Below are 16,253 nucleotides of genomic sequence, written 5' to 3' on the forward strand. Positions count from 1 at the left end.
GCGGGTCAGTACGTCGGCGCGGCCGGGAGACCGAAGAACTCCTCGAGGGTCGTGAAACCCCCGTCGTGATACGCCTTCGCGAGCTCGGGCCCGATGTAACGGAGGTGCCACGCCTCGGGCTCGTACCCGGTGACGTCGATGCGACCGACGTCGTACCGGGTGATGAAGCCGTACTCCCAGGCGTGGTCGCGCACCCACGCGCCCTGGCTCGACCCGGCGACGTCGTCGAGGGTGCCGCAGGAGCGGTTGCACGGCACGATGTCGACCGCCAGCCCCGACTGGTGCTCGCTGAACCCGGCGCGCGCGCTCTCGCGGTCGGCTTCTTCCACCCCACCGACCGCGACGCGATCCGCGTACGTCGCCTGCTGGTTCTCGTAGGAGCGGAAGGCGCTGAGATACCCGATCTCGCCCGCCGCGGCATCCGCGGCCGCGCCCACGAGCGTCGTCAACGCGTCGGCCGCGGTTCGGCGCAGGCCCGATTCCTTGAGGGCGCGCACATCGTCGGGCATCACGAGGTCGCCGGGCCGGTAGTCGGCGGGGTCGAACGGACGCTTCTTGTTCACCACGACCCATTCGCGGTTCGGGTCCGACAGCGAGATGCACGGAGCGATCCCGGATGCCACGGCGGACCGGAACGCCCCCGCCCCGCCGATCGCGGCGATCGTCGCGGTGTCGTCGCCCGTTGCGAGGACGGCGGTGAACGCCGGGTCGTCGCACGGGCTCGTCGGCGCGGGCGCCTCGGCGATCACCGGGACGGGCAGGCCCTCCGCCGGCACCGCCGGTGGACCGACCATCGCCGCCGCCTCGGGCGCGGCCACCGGGGTGGACACGTTTCCCGCCGTCGCAATGCCCGCGGCGATGAGTCCCGCGGCCACGGCCGTCAGCCCGAGCGCCAGCACCGCCACCCGTCGACGGACCCGCCGTGGGCGCGAAACCCACCGCACGCCCAGACCCGCGGCCGAGGGGGCGTCGCGTCGCAGGCGCCGCGTCATCGGCGCGACGGGCTCTCCCGGAGGCGCGACCACCTCGATCGCTTCCGTCGCCCGCCGTTCGGCCTCGGCGCGCGCGGCGCGGCGGGGCGAGAGCTCGGGATCGAAGGAAGTCACTCGACCCATTCTCTCCCGCCGCTCCGAGCCGGTCGAGGGGGCGCACGGACGGGCACGGAATCCCCCGTTGCCCGGAAGCGCCCGCCCGGGCAGGGTGGGAGGGGTGGAATCCGACCGGGGGGCAACGATGATCGACGACCACGACCGCGAAGCGCTGCGTACGGTTTCCCGCTACCTGGAGCACGTGCAGAGGGTCGCCGCAGACGACCACGCGGACGGACGCAGCGCGTTGGCCGACGTCATCTCCGACCATTTGGGGGTGGATGCCGCGACCGTCCCCGTCACGACGGAGTCGCTGTCGCTGCACCGGTACGTGGATGCGGACATCGCCCTCGACGAGTTGACGGCCGTCGGCGGCGGCCGCGTCATCGGCGTCACGGGCGGCGACCAGCGGTGGCACGTCTCGGCATCCGAGCTCCTGGCGTCCTCCTACGCGCGGTTCGCACCCGGCCCCATCTCGTACGAGACGCGCGCGATCGGTCCCGGCACCGAGCGACGCGTCGTCGCCTTCGGCGTTCGGCTTCTGACGTTCGACGGGCACCCCCTGGCGGTGGTGCAGCGTTCGAGTTCGCCGAACGTCATGCCGCCGGCCGCACGGCTGGAAGTGTTCGGATCCGACCCGGATGCCACGAGCGCCGCGCTCGCCGAAATCCGACGCCTCATGGTCGAGCGGAGCGTGCTGCGCGGCCAGGTGCTGTCGTTCGCGCCGACCGAGTACGGGTCGCACGCGGGAGCGACGTTCCTCCCCCGCCCGTCCGTCGAGGCCGACGACGTCGTGCTCGCGGACGGCGTGCTGCAGACCATCGTCGACCACGTGGTGGGCATCGGCGACCAGCGCGAGGTCCTGCGCGCCGCGGGGCAGCACCTCAAGCGCGGTGTCCTGCTGTACGGGCCGCCCGGCACCGGCAAGACGCTGACGGTGCGCCATCTGCTGTCGCGCACGCCGGGCACCACCGCCGTCGTGCTCACCGGGTCGAGCATCCGCTTCGTGTCCGCGGCCGCGGAGATCGCGCGCACGTTCGCGCCCGCGCTCGTCGTGCTCGAGGACATCGACCTCGTCGCCGCCGACCGCGCGTACTCGCCCGAGCCGGTCCTGTTCGACGTGCTCGACGCGTTGGACGGCCTGGAACCGGATGCCGACATCGCGTTCGTGATGACCACGAACCACGTGCAGATCCTCGAGGAGGCCCTCGCGGCCCGCCCCGGCCGCGTCGACCTCGGCGTCGAGATCGCCCTGCCCGATGTCACCGCCCGACGCCGCCTGTTCCAGCACTACGCGGGCAGCCTTCCCTTCTCCGCCGACGCGCTGCACGCCGCCGCTGAGCGCGCCGAGGGCACGACCGGCTCGTTCGCGAAAGAACTGGTGCGCCGTGCGGTCCTGCGGGCGGCGCTCCGCGGGGACGAGCTGCCCACCGACGACGACCTCGCGGCCGCGCTCGACGACCTGCTGTCGTCTGGCGCGGCGCTGACCCGGCTGTTGCTCGGCGGACGGGAGTCTCTTTCTTCTAGTCAGTGACGCACACGCTTGCCAATTCATCGAACACATGTTCCCATTGGGGGATGAGGTGGCAGGGACAGAAGCTGGGCGTCGACGACACGGCGGCGCTGCCCGGCATGGAGCGCATGGACGGTCTCGTCCGTTCCGTGACGACTCCCGAGTTCGCAGGAATGACCTTCCACGAGGTGCTCGCCAAGACGGCGCTCAACCGCGTCCCGGGCGCCTCGGCGATGCCCTTCGACTGGACGGTGAATCCCTACCGGGGATGCAGTCATGCGTGTGCCTACTGCCTGTCCCCCGACACGCTCATCATGACCGCCGACGGGAGACATGTGCCTCTCCGCGAGGTCAAGATCGACGATGAGATCATCGGCACGCAGAAGCAGGGCGCCTACCGCCGATTCGTGCGCACGACGGTCACAGCCAAGTGGCCCACGAGAAAGCGCGCCTTCCGAGTGACGTTGGCCGACGGAACGGAGATCGTCGCCAGCGCTGACCACCGCTTCCTTACCGACCGAGGGTGGAAGTTCGTCTCCGGCGCGATGCAGGGGTCGAATCAGCGCCCCTATCTGACGACGTCGAACCGTCTGCAGGGGTTCGGTCTGGGCGCCCCGATCGCTCATCCAGTCGAGAGCGAAGACCGCAAGCAGGGGTATGTCACCGGCATGATCCGCGGCGACGGCATGATCTTCCACCGAACATACGACGACGGACATCGGGTCCGCGACATCCACCGATTCCGCGTCGCGCTCGCAGACCCGGAGCCGCTGGCGCTGACTCGCGCCTACATGGATGATCTCGATATCCAGACGACGCAACGCCCATTCGCGGTGCCTGAGGGATACCGGCCGATGACGGCTCTACACACAGCGCGTTCAGCGGACATCGCCCGCCTCGAGGATCACATCAGGGTCCCGCAACACCGATCCTCGGAGTGGCTCGCGGGATTCCTGGGCGGGATCTTCGATGCGGAGGGGTCCTGCTCCCGCGGCATCCTGAGAATCTCGAACGCGAACCCCGAACTGCTCGATCTGATCGAGGAGGGCTTCGCACACTTCGGCTTCGATGCCGTGCGCGAGAGCAAGACGACCACGGACGTGTGCTCCGTTCGACTTCGCGGCGGGCTGGCTGCGCGACAGCGCTTCTTCCGTATCGCGCGCCCTGCCCTGACGCGGAAGCTCGACGTCGTAGGGGCCGCCGTGAAGACCAGCTCCGACCTCCGCGTCGTCGCCGTGGAAGACCTCGGGTACGAGATCGACATGATCGATATCAGCACCGGCACGGGGGACTTCATCGCCAACGGCGTCGTCAGCCACAACTGCTTCGCCCGCAAGACGCACGAATACCTGGACCTCGACTCGGGGGCCGACTTCGACTCCCAGATCGTCGTGAAGATCAACGTCGCCGACGTACTGCGCAGCGAGCTGCGACGAGGATCGTGGGCGCGGGAACCCGTGATGCTCGGGACGAACACCGATCCGTATCAGCGGGCCGAGGGTCGCTACCGCCTGATGCCCGACATCATCGGCGCGCTCGCCGAGAACCGCACGCCGTTCTCGATCCTCACCAAGGGCACGCTGCTCCGGCGTGACCTACCGCTCCTCACCGATGCGGCGAAAGAGGTGCGGGTGACGCTCGCGATGTCGATCGCGGTGTTCGACGACGCGCTGCAACGATCGCTCGAGCCCGGCACCCCCACCGCGGAGGCGCGACTCGACACCGTTCGGGCGGCGACCGCGGCCGGGTTCCGCGTGACGGTCTTCCTCATGCCGATCCTCCCGCACCTCACCGACTCGGTCGCCGCCCTCGACCACGCTCTCGGGCGCATCCGTGCCGCCGGCGCGGCGCGAGTCGTGTACGGGGCACTTCACCTTCGGCCCGGGGCGAAGGAGTGGTTCCTGCAGTGGCTCGAGCGCGAGCATCCGGAACTCATGTCCTCCTACCGGGGTCTGTACCCGGGGGTGTCGGTGCAGGCACCGCAGGCCTACCGGCGCTGGCTCGGCAAGCGCGTGCAGCCGCTGCTGAAGATGCATCGCCTAGACGGATGGGACGAGGACGACCACCCGCGCGGCCGACCGCAGCCGGGGCTCGCCGCGCGCACGGCGACCGCACCGCGACTCGGACCCGTCCGCACCACCGGGTCGGCGGCATCCGCCCGCCCGTCCGTCGCCCCCGCCAGCGAACCGACCCTGTTCTGAAACGGCGAAAGCCCCGCCCGCACACGGCGGACGGGGCTTTCGAGATCGACTCAGGACGTGACGTCGGAGAGCTGACGACCCGCGAGCTCCTCGAGCACGTCGTCACCCAGCTGCGTCGGCTCGAACGGCGCCTCGATCTCGGCACGATCGAGCAGCTCGGTCATACGGCGCTGACGCTGACGCGTGATAAGCGTCACGACGGTGCCGCGGCGACCGGCGCGACCGGTACGACCGGAGCGGTGCAGGTAGGTCTTGTACTCGTCGGGGGCGTCGGCCTGGATGACCAGATCGATGTCGTCGACATGGATGCCGCGCGCGGCGACGTCCGTGGCGACGAGCACGTTCACGCGACCCGAGGTGAGCTTCTCCAGGTTGCGGGTGCGCTTCTGCTGGTTGAGGTCACCGTGCAGGGCGACCGCGGCGATGCCCGCCTCGTCGAACTGCTCGGCGAGCATCTCGGCGTAGGCGCGCGTGCGGGCGAAGACGAGCGTCTTGCCCTCGCGGTCGACGAGCGAGTCGAGGATCTGCGCCTTGTCGCGGTGCTCGATCACGAGGACGCGGTGCTCGATGGTGCTCGAGTCCTGGTCTTCGCCGGCGACCTCGTAGACGGCCGGCTCGACGAGGAACTCGTCGACCAGGGCCGCGACCTCGCGGTCGAGCGTGGCCGAGAAGAGCAGCTTCTGACTGCCCTCGGCGGTCGCGCGCAGGATGCGCTGGACCGGCTCGAGGAACCCGAGCTCGCACATGTGATCGGCCTCGTCGAGCACGGCCACCTGCACCTGCGAGAGGTCGAGCTTGCCCTGGTTGAGCAGGTCTTCGATGCGGCCGGGGGTGCCGATGACGATGTCGACGCCCTTCTTCAGCGCACCGACCTGGCGCGCCTGAGGCACACCGCCGTAGATCTGCGTGGTGAACAGGCCGACGCTGCGCGCGATGGCCTGCACCGTGCGGTCGATCTGCAAGGCCAGCTCGCGCGTGGGGGCCATGATGAGCGCCTTGGGCGCACGGGCGAACTCGCGACGCTGACCGGCCTGGGCACGGAGGATGCGCTCGACGAGCGGCGCGCCGAAGGCGATCGTCTTGCCGGAGCCGGTGCGGCCGCGGGCGAGGACGTCGCGGCCCTCGAGGATGGGCACGACCGTGGCCGCCTGGATCGGGAAGGGCTTCTCGGCCCCGAGTCCGGCGAGCGCGCGGACGATGTTGTCGCCCAGACCCAGGTCGGCGAAGCCGGCACCGGTCACGGTCGCCGCATCGACGGCCTCGGCCTGGAGTCGCTCGTGCACGACGTCGACCCGCTGCTCGTGCTCGGCCGAGCGCTTCGGCGACGCGTTCCAGTCCGAACGGTTGGGGCCGTCCGTGCGGCGGGGACGGTCGTCACGACGCTCGAAAGACCGCGCGGGACGGTCATCGCGGGCGGGACGATCGTTGCGGTCGAACGAACGAGCGGGCCGGTCGCTGCGGTCGAACGAACGGGCCGGACGGTCGTCACGGTCGAACGAACGGGCGGGGCGGTCGTCGCGGGCCGGACGGTCGCTGCGGTCGAACGAACGAGCGGGGCGGTCGCTGCGGTCGAAAGAACGAGCCGGACGATCGTCGCGGCGCTCGAAGGAACGAGCCGGACGGTCGCTGCGATCGAAGGAACGAGCGGGACGGTCATCCCGAGCCGGACGGTCGCTGCGGTCGAACGAACGAGCCGGACGGTCATCCCGGGCCGGACGGTCGCTGCGGTCGAAGGACCGGGCGGGACGGTCATCCCGGGCGGGACGGTCGTCGCGACGGTCGAACGACCGCGCCGGACGGTCGTCACGGTCGAACGAACGAGCCGGACGGTCGCTGCGGTCGAACGAACGCGCCGGACGGTCATCCCGGGCCGGACGGTCGTTGCGGTCGAAGGACCGAGCCGGACGGTCATCGCGGGCCGGACGATCGTTGCGGTCGAAGGACCGAGCCGGACGGTCGTTGCGGTCGAACGAACGGGCCGGACGGTCGTTACGGTCGAACGATCGCGCGGGGCGGTCATCGAACGACCGGGCCGGACGCTCATCGGCGCGCGCGTTGCTGCGGATGCCGCGGGCCTCGTCGCGACCGGCACGGTCCGACGCGCTCCAGCGGCGCTTGGCGGGTGCGGTGTCGGCCTCGGGGGCGCGGTAGCCGCGGTGGGTGGGGCTCTTGCTGCCGGGCTTGGCGGGCGCGTCGGCACCGGGACGACGCTTGCGATCCTGGAACGAGGTCTGAGCGCCGTAGCGGGGCTCGAAGTTCTTCGCGGCGCGACCGCCGGCGGGCTTCTTGTTCTTAGGCATGGGGGACTTCCTGGGTTCTGTTCGCGCGAAACAGCGACACCGCTCGTGGCGGTGCGAAACCCGGACTGTCGTCGGCCGGGGGCCATTCACTGATGATGGTCGAGGCCGCGATCGCGTCCTGTCCATCGGCCCCTTGGACTCACAAACCCATCCGCGCATCACACGCGGCGTCCAGAGCCGACCGCACCACGTTACAGCCCGCGCCTGGGAATGGCATCCATGTCTTTGCCGAGTCGGACCTCGTCCCACCTTCTGCGGTTCTCGCACCCGCAGACCGGCCACTTCCGGAACATGCGGCGCGACAACCGGGACGAGGGCCGGGAGAACCGGGACGCGGACGGTACCCGAAGATGGAACCATGGCAGACACCGACGCCCACCCCATCACGGTGGCGATCGAGCGGCGCATCGACCCGACGCGCACCGCCGAAGCGACCTCCTGGATGCAGGCCGGCACCGACCTCGCGACCGCCTTCCCCGGATTCCTCGGCTCGGGCTGGGTGCGCGCGGGGGAGGACAGCGACCTCTGGTACATGCTGTACCGCTTCCGCGACATCACCACGCTCGAGCAGTGGGAGACCTCGTCACAGCGGCAGTGGTGGCTGGATTCCGGCCGCCCGTTCGCCCGCGAGGAGCGCGTGGAACGGCGCACCGGCATCGAAGGCTGGTTCGACGCCTCGCTCGGATCGGTGCTGACCGGGACGGATGCCACGACCCAGACCGTGCAGCAGCCGGTCCCGCCCGCACCGCCCCGATGGAAGCAGGCCGTGACGATCTGGATCGGTTTCTTCCCCACGAACCTGCTCGCCAGCTGGCTGCTCGGGTTCATCCCGGGCTTCGCCGAGGTGCCGCTGCCGCTGCGCGTCCTCGGCACGACGCTGCTGCTCACCCCCGTGATGACCTACGCGGTTCTTCCCTGGGTGACCCGCCTGCTGCGACCCTGGTTGCAACGCCCGCCGCGTCCTCGAAAGGTGTCCTCATGACCGCCGACCCCACCGGCCACCGGTTCCGCCTGAACGGACCCCGTTCCTCGGCCGAGATCGCTCAGGTGGGCGCGGCTCTGCGCGCCCTCACCGTCGACGGCGTCGATCTCGTCCCGCGCTACGCCGACGACGTGCCCACGCCGGCGGCATCCGGTGTCGTCCTGGTGCCCTGGCCGAACCGCATCCGCGACGGCAAGTACTCCTTCGGCGGCGTGGACCGTCAGCTCGCCATCAGCGAGCCGGCGTTCGGCAACGCCAGCCACGGACTGCTGCGCTTCGGCTCGTACACGGCCGAAGAGGTCGCCGACGAGCGGCTCGTGCTGACGGCGGACGTCGTCCCCCAGACCGGGTACCCGTTCCACCTGCGCACGCACGTGACCTTCACCCTGCTCCCGGACGGTCTGCACGTGGAGCACCGCATCGAGAACGTCGGCGCCGACACGGCGCCGGTGGCGCTCGGCATCCACCCGTATCTGCAGATCGGCGGGGTCGCCACCGAGGATCTCGTCGTGCACTCGACGGGCACGACGACGCTCGTCCTGGACGACCGGAAGCTCCCGGTCGACGAGGTCCCGGTCGACGAAGCCACCGACCTCCGCGCCGGTCGGCGCCTCGGAGACGTCTCGCTCGACAACGCCTATCGCGGGCTCGAGCGGGATGCCGACGGCCGCGCGCGTCACACCCTCACGGCCCCCGACGGTCAGGTCGTCGAGCTCTGGCAGGATGCGGGCTTCGAGTGGGTGCAGGTCTTCACCACCGACCGATACCCGGGGAACCCCCTGGCCGTGGCCGTCGAACCGATGACGGCGCCGTCGAACTCTTTCGCGACGGGGACGGATCTGCTGTCGCTCGAACCGGGTGGAGAATTGCGTCGCGAATGGGGTATTTCCTACCGCGGATGAGGTTCTCGTTCCCCCGATTACGGCCCTTGTCCCCCAAATGGGGGACAAGAAATTCCGCCGACGATCTGGGGAATTCGCAGGCAAGACCTTTCCTATGAGGGCTCGGGGAAAGTTACCATTCCCTTGACGGATTCCGTCGCCACCGGGGAGACCGAGGACCATCGTTCCCTCGGTTCACAACCCGAATGAGCCGACGGGGGCCGGGGGTCTCGCGGTGTGGGGGGACACCCGTTCCGTCCACGACGAAAGTGCCCGACATGAGCATCGCGGTCCGCCCCGCCGTCCCTTCCGCCTCCCTTCCCGTCCTGGCGCGCCGACTGGCCCGCCGCTTCGACGACATCCCCACCATGCACCTCGCCGGGCTCGTGCTCGTCGTGCTCGTGGGCGGCATCCTCGCGTCGATCCTGACCACCAGCGACCCGCTCTGGTGGCAGCTGCACTTCAGCCAGCTCGGCACGTTCCACGACCTGTCGGCCGCATTCTTCAACAACACGCTCAAGATCGGCGGGTCGCTGGTCGTCGTCTACGCGGTCCGTGTGCGGCGGGATCTCCGTCGGCTCGGTCGTCGCGCCGGACGCCGCGGCGCGCCCACCTCGGCGGCGTTCTTCCTGACCGTGATCGGCGTGAACCTCGCCCTCGTCGGATGCGTTCCGCTCAACACCAACAAAGACCTGCACGACAAGGTCGCCGGAATGATGGTCCTCGGTTTCGCGGCACTCCTGCTCACGTCGCCCTTCCTGCTGCACCGCCTGCCGAAGCGCCTGGTCATCTCCACATCGGTCGTGTTCGTGTTCCTCTTCGCCGGCGCCTGGATGTTCGTGACGGCGACGATCAACCTCGCCCTGTTCGAGGTCATCGCGTTCAGCGCCATGTTCGCCTGGTCGGGCGTGTTCACCCACTGCCTGACGGGCGTCGGGACCCGTTCCGCGGTGGAGCCCGTCCACGCACCCGCGACCGTCGTCGCGCCCCGCATCCTGCCCCGGGGAACCGACGTCGCCGTGGCGGCGCTCTCGTCGCGCCCGACGCGGCGCATGCGCGGCGCGCTCGTCGGCACCGGCCGAGCCCGTTCGAGCCTGGCCCGGCGCCGCCCGGTGATCGTCAGTGGCCCTCGCGCAGCTGTCGCCGGCTCACCGGGTGCTCGCCCGTCGTCGGCTCCGCCGCGCCTGCGTCCGGCGTCGATGTCGCCGCGCGGCGGGCGGTCCTCCGCTCCCGCGCTCCCTCGACGAGGTTGTACAGCGTCGGCAGCACGAGCAGCGTCAGGAACGTCGACGACACGAGTCCGCCGATCACCACGACGGCCAGCGGCTGCGAGATGAAGCCCCCGTGCCCCGTGATCCCCAGCGCCATGGGCACGAGCGCGAAGATCGCCGCGAGGGCGGTCATGAGGATCGGACGCAGTCGGCGTGAGCCGCCGACGACGGTGGCGTCGAAGACGCTGAGTCCGCGCGCGCGATACTGATTCACCAGGTCGATCAGGACGATGGCGTTCGTGACGACGATGCCCACGAGCATCAATGCGCCGATCATGCCGGCCACACCGAGCGGGACGCCCGTGATCGCCAGCATGAGGATGGCACCGGTCGCGGCGAACGGCACCGAGACGAGCAGCTCGAGCGGCTGCCGCAGCGACTTGAACGTCGCGACCATCACGACGTAGACGATGAGGATCGCCGCGAGCAGCGCGAGGCCGAGCTGCCCGAAGGCGTCCTGCTGGTTCGTCACGACGCCGCCGAGCTTCGCCGTGGCCCCGTCCGGCAGCGCCACGTCCGCGAGCGCGTCGCGGACGCTCGCCGAAGAACTGCTGAGGTCGTCGGTCGTCGGGGTGACGGTCACGGTCGCGGTGCGAAGGCCCCGCGACGTGGTGATGCTCGGCGGAGTCTGACTCGTCTCCACCGTGGCGATCTCGTCGAGCCGCACGGCACCGCCGGCCGTGGGGATCTCGAGAGCCTTGAGCGTGTCGATCGTGGTGGGCGGGTCGTCCGACGCGATGTAGACGCTCACGCCGCGCCCGTCGATCTCGACGGTGCCGGCCTGGCGCGGCTGCATCGCCCCCGATACGAGCGCTCCCACGGTCCGCTCCGAGAGTCCGCGCTCGGCGGCGGCATCCCGGTCCACCCGCACCGATACGAAGGGCAACGAGGCCGACAGGCTGCTGGAGACCTGTCCGATGCCGTCGCGGCCCTCGAGCCCCCCGACCACCGCGTCGGTGGCCTGCTGCAGGCCGTCGGCGTCGGCGGCGGTCACGTCGATGGTGATGTCGGTCGAGCCGAATCCGCTGCCCTGCGCACTGACCTCGATGTCGCCGGCGTCGGCGATGTCGGACACGGCGGTGCGGACGCGCTCACGCAGGTCGACCTGGTCGACCCCGGCCTCCGACGTGATCGAGTAGGTGATCCCCGAGCCCCCACCGGAGAAGGCATCGCGGAGGGCGGAGCCGCTGGACCCGATCGAGGTCTGCACGGTCTCGACACCGGGGATGTCGCGCAGCACCGCCTCGACCTTCTGAGCGGCGGCATCCTCGGCGGTGAGGCTGGGCGCCGAACCGATCTTCTGCGTCACGGTGAACGTGTTCTGACCCGAGTCGCCCAGGAAGTCGGTCTTGAGGAGGGGGACGGATGCCACGGTCCCGGCGAGCACGAGGAGAGCGAGGCCCAGGGTCACCCAGGAGTGCCGGAGGGTCCAGCTCAGGATGGGGACGTAGGCCTTCTGCAGGCGCGAGGGCGGCGCGGTCGGCGATTCGGGATCGACCGGGTTGCCCTCGGCGTCCCGGACCACCTTCCCGGGCTTGAGGAACCACGAGGCCAGGACGGGCACGATCGTCAGCGACACGAGCAGTGACGCCGCCATGGCGATGGTGACCGTGAGCGCGAACGGTCGGAACAGCTCGCCGGTGACGTCGCCGACGAAGGCGATGGGGAGGAACACCGCGACCGAAGTGATCGTCGATGCCGTGATGGCGGCGGCCACCTCCCGCACGGCGCGGATGATCGTGGGGATCTTGTCGGCGTCGCCGACGTAGTGGCGCTTGATGTTCTCGATGACGACGATGGAGTCGTCGACCACGCGCCCGATGGCGATCGTGAGGGCGCCGAGGGTCAGGACGTTGAGCGAGTAGCCGAATGCCTGCAACCCGACGAAGGTCACGAGGACGCTCGTGGGGATCGAGATCGCCGCCACGAGCGTCGAGCGCACGGACATCAAGAAGATCAGGATGACGACGACGGCGAACGCGAGTCCGAGGAGTCCTTCCTGCGCGAGCGCCTCGATCGACTGCTCCACGAACGGCGCCTGATCGAACACGACCGTGAACGTCGCGCCGTTGAGCGAGGACTCGAGGCCGGGGATCGCCGCCAGCACGGCGCGCGAGACGTCGACGGTGTTGGCCGCGGGGAGCTTCGTGACCGCGATCGTGAGCGCGGGCTCGCCGTTGACCCGCGACAGGGTCGTGACCGGGTCGGACTGCTGCGCCACGGTCGCGACGTCGCCGATCGTCGTGGGCCCGGCGGATGCCTGCGCGGCGTCGGTGGGGACGAGCGGGAGCGCCGTGATCTCGTCGACGCTGGTGAGCTTGGCGCCCGTCTGCACCGTCAGCGTCTGGTCGCCCTCGGTGATCGATCCGCCGGGGAAGAGCACGCCGTTGGCCTCGAGGGCGTCGGAGATGGCCTGCTGGCCGAACCCGCGTTCGCCCAGGCGCGTCGGGTCCGGCGTGATCGTGACGCGCTGGCCGGTGCCGCCGACCACCTGGGCGGCATTGACCCCCGTGACGTCCTCGAGCGCCGGGACGACCACCGACTCCAGCGTGGACTGGATGGTCTGGGCGTCGGAATAGCCGGTGACGGCGAGCTGGATGACGGGGAAGTCGTCGATGCTCGCGGAAGCCACGGTCGTGTCGGCGGATTCGGGGAGCTGGTCCTTGATGCGGGCGATCGCCGCGAGGATCTTCTGCTGCGCGGCGGCCAGGTCGGTGCCGTAGGTGAAGGAGGCCGAGACGATCGAGGAGTTCGTCGTGCTCGTGGCCGTCGTGGATTCCAGTCCCTCGACGCCGCGGATCGCGCCCTCGATGGGCGTCGACACGTCGGCTTCGACCACCTCGGGCGAAGCCCCCGGGTAGGTCGTGACGACCGCGAGCTGCGGGAACTCGATCGACGGGATCAGCTCCTGCTTCAAGTTCGTCAGCGCGAGTCCGCCGAAGACGGCGGCGACGATCGTGACGAGCGCGATGAGCGCCCTGTTGCGGAGGCTCAGGACGGCCAGATACGACACGCGGGGCCCTTCGGGTCGACCGACTCGATACAGGACTGTATCGAGGGCCAGTATCCCACGGCCGCGGTGGTGGGAGCGCGCTCAGAGGGCGCGGCCGAGGGCGAGACCCGCCGCCGCCGCGAGGACGGATCCCACGAACGAGGCGACCGCGTACGTCGTGGCCGCGCGGGCACGCCCCTCTTCGGCGAGCAGGGCGGTGGTCACCGCGACCGCACTGAAGGTCGTGTACCCCCCGAGCAACCCGGTCCCGACGAACCAGCGCCACGCCTCGTCGACGACGAGCGGGGTGACGAGGCCGAGCACGAAGGCTCCGGTCAGGTTCACCACGAGGATCCCCCAGGGGAACCGGTCGCCGGTGCGCGCGCGCACGGCGGTGTCCAGCGTGAAGCGGAGCGCCGCGCCGACTCCACCGGCCACGAGCACCGCGAGGAAGACCAGGGGCGTCACGCGACGCGCCCCCCGCGCCCGATCAGAACGCCGAGCCACGCGGCGAACGTCCCGACCACGACGGTCACAGCCCCCCACCACAGCAGCAACAGGTCGGCGGACTCGACCGCCAGCGCGCTGTACGTCGTGAATCCGCCGAGGACGCCGGTGCCGAAGAACAGCTGCGCCCGCTGGGCGCGGGTGGACATCGGCATCCGCGCACGGATCCCGAACAGGATGCCGATGGCGAACGCGCCGACGACGTTGATGAGCGGAACGAGCGCGGGGCCGAGGTCACCGGCGAGGGCGAGGGTCAGGCCGGCGCGCGCCGCGGTTCCGAGCGCACCGCCGACGAAGACCGAGACGAGATCGCGCCAGGACACCACGCGATCACCTTATGCGCCCCGGGTCTCGGCCGTCCGTTTTGCATACCCCCGGGGGTATTGCTACGCTGAGCCCACGACCGAGAAGGAGACAGATATGTGTCGAGCCGTCACCTGCCGCACCTGCGGGAAGACCACGTGGGCCGGATGCGGCCAGCACGTGGACATGGTCATGGCCGGGGTCCCCCGGGCCGACCGCTGCCCCGGGCACGAGCGCTCGGAGTCCGGCGGACTCTGGTCGCGGCTGTTCGGACGATGACGGCAGCCCGCACGGTCATCGTCGGCGGCGTGGCCGGGGGCATGTCCGCCGCCACCCGCCTGCGTCGACTCGACGACGCCCGCGAGATCATCGTCATCGAGCGGGGACCGCACGTGAGCTTCGCGAACTGCGGACTGCCGTACTACGTCGGCGGCGAGATCGAGGATCGATCCGCCCTCCTCCTGCAGACCCCGCAGACCCTCGGTGCCCGCTTCGGCCTCGACGTCCGCGTCCGCACCGAGGTGGTCGCCATCGATCGGATCGCCCGGGCGGTGCGGGTTCACGACCTCGCCACGGGCACGGATCAGACGATGACGTACGACCAACTGATCCTGTCGCCCGGGTCCGTGCCGGTCCCCCCTCCGCCGGCCGACGAGGACTCCGTTCCGATCCTGACGCTGCGCACCATCGACGACGTCGACGACATCGTCGCCCGACTCGACGCCGGCGCCCGACGCGCGGTGGTCGCCGGCGGCGGCTTCATCGGGCTCGAGGCCGTCGAGAACCTCGCGCGCCGCGGCATCCGCGTCTCGCTCGTGCACCGCGGTTCGCACCCCTTCCGCCCTCTGGATGCCGAGATGGCAGGGCCCGTGATCGACGAGCTCCGGCGGCACGACATCGACCTTCACCTCGCGGACGAGATCACCCACGTCTCGGCGACCGCGGTGACGCTGGCCTCCGGCGCCCAGATCGAGACGGACCTCGTGATCGACGCGCGGGGGACTCGTCCCGACACCGCCCTCGCCGCGGCGGCGGGCCTCGCGCTCGGACCGAGCGGCGGCATCGCGGTCGACCCGTGGCAGCGCACCTCCGATCACCGGATCTTCGCCGTGGGCGACGCGGTCGAGAAGGTCGACATCGTCTCGGGGGCACCGGCGCTGGTCACCATGGCGGGGCTGGCCAATCGGCACGGGCGCACCGTCGCCGACGTCATCGCGCTCGGGACGGATGCCGTCGACGCCGCCGACGACGCGACCGGCCTGGCCATCCTGCGGGTGTTCGACCTCGTCATCGCCACCGTCGGGGCCGGAGAAGCACGCCTGCGCGCCGAGGGGCGACCGCACCGGGTGCTGCACACGCACCCCACCGACCACGCCGGCTACTTCCCCGGGGCCGAGCGCATGTCGATGAAGCTGCTCGTGGACCCGGGCGATGACCGCCTCCTGGGCGCGCAGATCGTCGGCGGGCGTGGCGTCGACCGACGCATCGACGTGCTGTCCCTGGCGATGCAGACCGGCGTCAGCGCTTCGCGTCTGTCCCGCCTCGAACTCGCCTACGCACCGCCGTTCGGGTCGGCCAAAGACCCGGTCAACCAGCTCGGGTACGTCGCCGACAACCTCCGCACCGGCCTGACGCGCGCCGTGCAGTGGCACGAACTCGCCGGCGTCCTGGCCGAGGGAGCGACCCTCATCGACGTGCGCTCCCCCGCCGAGGTCGCGGCCGGGGCGATCCCCGGCAGCACGAACATCCCGCTGGACGACCTCCGCGCGGGCACGACCCCGCTCCCGGACGGCCCCCTCGTCGTACACTGCCAGGTCGGACAGCGCGGACACACGGCCGCCCGGCTCCTGGCCGGGGCGGGGCGCGACGTCCGCAATCTCGACGGCGGTTACCTCACCTGGCTCGCCGGCCGCACCGTTACCGAAGGGACCCGCTCGTGACCGAGACGGACGCCGAGACCATCCGCAAGACCGCGAACCGCCTCAAGCGCGCCCGCGGCCAGCTCACCGCCGTCATCGAGGCGATCGAGGCCGGCGGCGACTGCCGCGCGGTCGTGACGCAGCTCGCGGCGGTCAGCAAGGCGATCGACCGGGCGGGATTCGCGGTGGTGAGCACCGCGATGCGGACGTGTCTCACCGACGACGAAGCCGCGGACCGAGAGGACGACCGGCTCTCGCTCGAGGACCTCGAGAAGCTGTTCCTGACCCTGGCCTGA

11 protein-coding genes and 1 pseudogene are annotated in these 16,253 nt (G+C 70.7%); 7 read left to right on the forward strand and 5 right to left on the reverse strand.

Annotated elements, in window-relative coordinates:
* Positions 1-5 precede the first annotated feature (5 nt).
* Positions 6-1,106 carry a M15 family metallopeptidase gene (locus tag CSIV_RS07760; RefSeq protein WP_238592348.1) on the reverse strand — a complete coding sequence of 367 codons (1,101 nt, stop codon included), beginning with the start codon at positions 1,104-1,106 and terminating at the stop codon, positions 6-8.
* A gap of 103 nt (positions 1,107-1,209) precedes the next feature.
* Between CSIV_RS07760 and CSIV_RS07765 the strand changes: the two genes are divergently transcribed.
* Positions 1,210-2,622 carry an AAA family ATPase gene (locus tag CSIV_RS07765; RefSeq protein ID WP_238592349.1) on the forward strand — a complete coding sequence of 471 codons (1,413 nt, stop codon included), beginning with the start codon at positions 1,210-1,212 and terminating at the stop codon, positions 2,620-2,622.
* 44 nt (positions 2,623-2,666) lie between these two features.
* Positions 2,667-4,802 (forward strand): intein-containing Rv2578c family radical SAM protein, encoded by a 2,136-nt coding sequence (locus tag CSIV_RS07770; protein ID WP_139340645.1) that lies wholly within the window; start codon positions 2,667-2,669, stop codon positions 4,800-4,802.
* 50 nt (positions 4,803-4,852) lie between these two features.
* Here CSIV_RS07770 and CSIV_RS07775 read toward each other — a convergent pair whose 3' ends face one another.
* Complete coding sequence (locus CSIV_RS07775) at positions 4,853-7,102, reverse strand: DEAD/DEAH box helicase (protein WP_077050837.1); 2,250 nt, start codon at positions 7,100-7,102, stop codon at positions 4,853-4,855.
* 358 nt (positions 7,103-7,460) lie between these two features.
* Here CSIV_RS07775 and CSIV_RS07780 point away from each other — a divergent pair, with 358 nt between their 5' ends.
* From CSIV_RS07780 to CSIV_RS18630, 3 genes and pseudogenes are all read left to right on the forward strand, one after another.
* Positions 7,461-8,084, forward strand: a complete 624-nt coding sequence (locus CSIV_RS07780; RefSeq protein WP_077050838.1) for an antibiotic biosynthesis monooxygenase — start codon at positions 7,461-7,463, stop codon at positions 8,082-8,084.
* Positions 8,081-8,986, forward strand: a complete 906-nt coding sequence (locus tag CSIV_RS07785; RefSeq protein WP_077050839.1) for an aldose 1-epimerase family protein — start codon at positions 8,081-8,083, stop codon at positions 8,984-8,986. Before CSIV_RS07780 ends, CSIV_RS07785 begins: the two co-directional genes overlap by 4 nt.
* Positions 8,987-9,333: 347 nt before the next feature.
* A pseudogene (locus tag CSIV_RS18630) lies at positions 9,334-9,819 on the forward strand (hypothetical protein); the annotation flags it as partial.
* Between the two features lie 265 nt (positions 9,820-10,084).
* On the opposite strand, the gene CSIV_RS07790 reads toward CSIV_RS18630, so the two are convergent.
* The 3 genes from CSIV_RS07790 to CSIV_RS07800 form a co-directional block, all read right to left on the reverse strand.
* Positions 10,085-13,249 (reverse strand): efflux RND transporter permease subunit, encoded by a 3,165-nt coding sequence (locus tag CSIV_RS07790; protein WP_077050840.1) that lies wholly within the window; start codon positions 13,247-13,249, stop codon positions 10,085-10,087.
* Between the two features lie 81 nt (positions 13,250-13,330).
* A complete protein-coding gene (locus CSIV_RS07795; RefSeq protein ID WP_077050841.1) occupies positions 13,331-13,696 on the reverse strand; it encodes a fluoride efflux transporter FluC in 366 nt (121 codons plus the stop codon).
* On the reverse strand, positions 13,693-14,061 hold the full coding sequence (locus tag CSIV_RS07800; RefSeq protein WP_077050842.1) for a fluoride efflux transporter FluC: 369 nt from the start codon (positions 14,059-14,061) through the stop codon (positions 13,693-13,695). The genes CSIV_RS07795 and CSIV_RS07800 overlap by 4 nt, the downstream gene beginning before the upstream one ends.
* Positions 14,062-14,313: 252 nt before the next feature.
* Between CSIV_RS07800 and CSIV_RS07805 the strand changes: the two genes are divergently transcribed.
* Together CSIV_RS07805 and CSIV_RS07810 are read left to right on the forward strand one after the other, a co-directional pair.
* Positions 14,314-15,978: an FAD-dependent oxidoreductase gene (locus tag CSIV_RS07805; protein ID WP_077050843.1), complete on the forward strand. Its 1,665-nt coding sequence runs from the start codon at positions 14,314-14,316 to the stop codon at positions 15,976-15,978.
* Entirely contained in the window at positions 15,975-16,253 is a 279-nt protein-coding gene (locus CSIV_RS07810) for a metal-sensitive transcriptional regulator (protein WP_077050844.1), read from the forward strand. Before CSIV_RS07805 ends, CSIV_RS07810 begins: the two co-directional genes overlap by 4 nt.

The sequence above is a fragment of the Microbacterium sp. CSI-V genome (assembly GCF_001984105.1).
Taxonomy (GTDB): Bacteria; Actinomycetota; Actinomycetes; order Actinomycetales; family Microbacteriaceae; genus Microbacterium.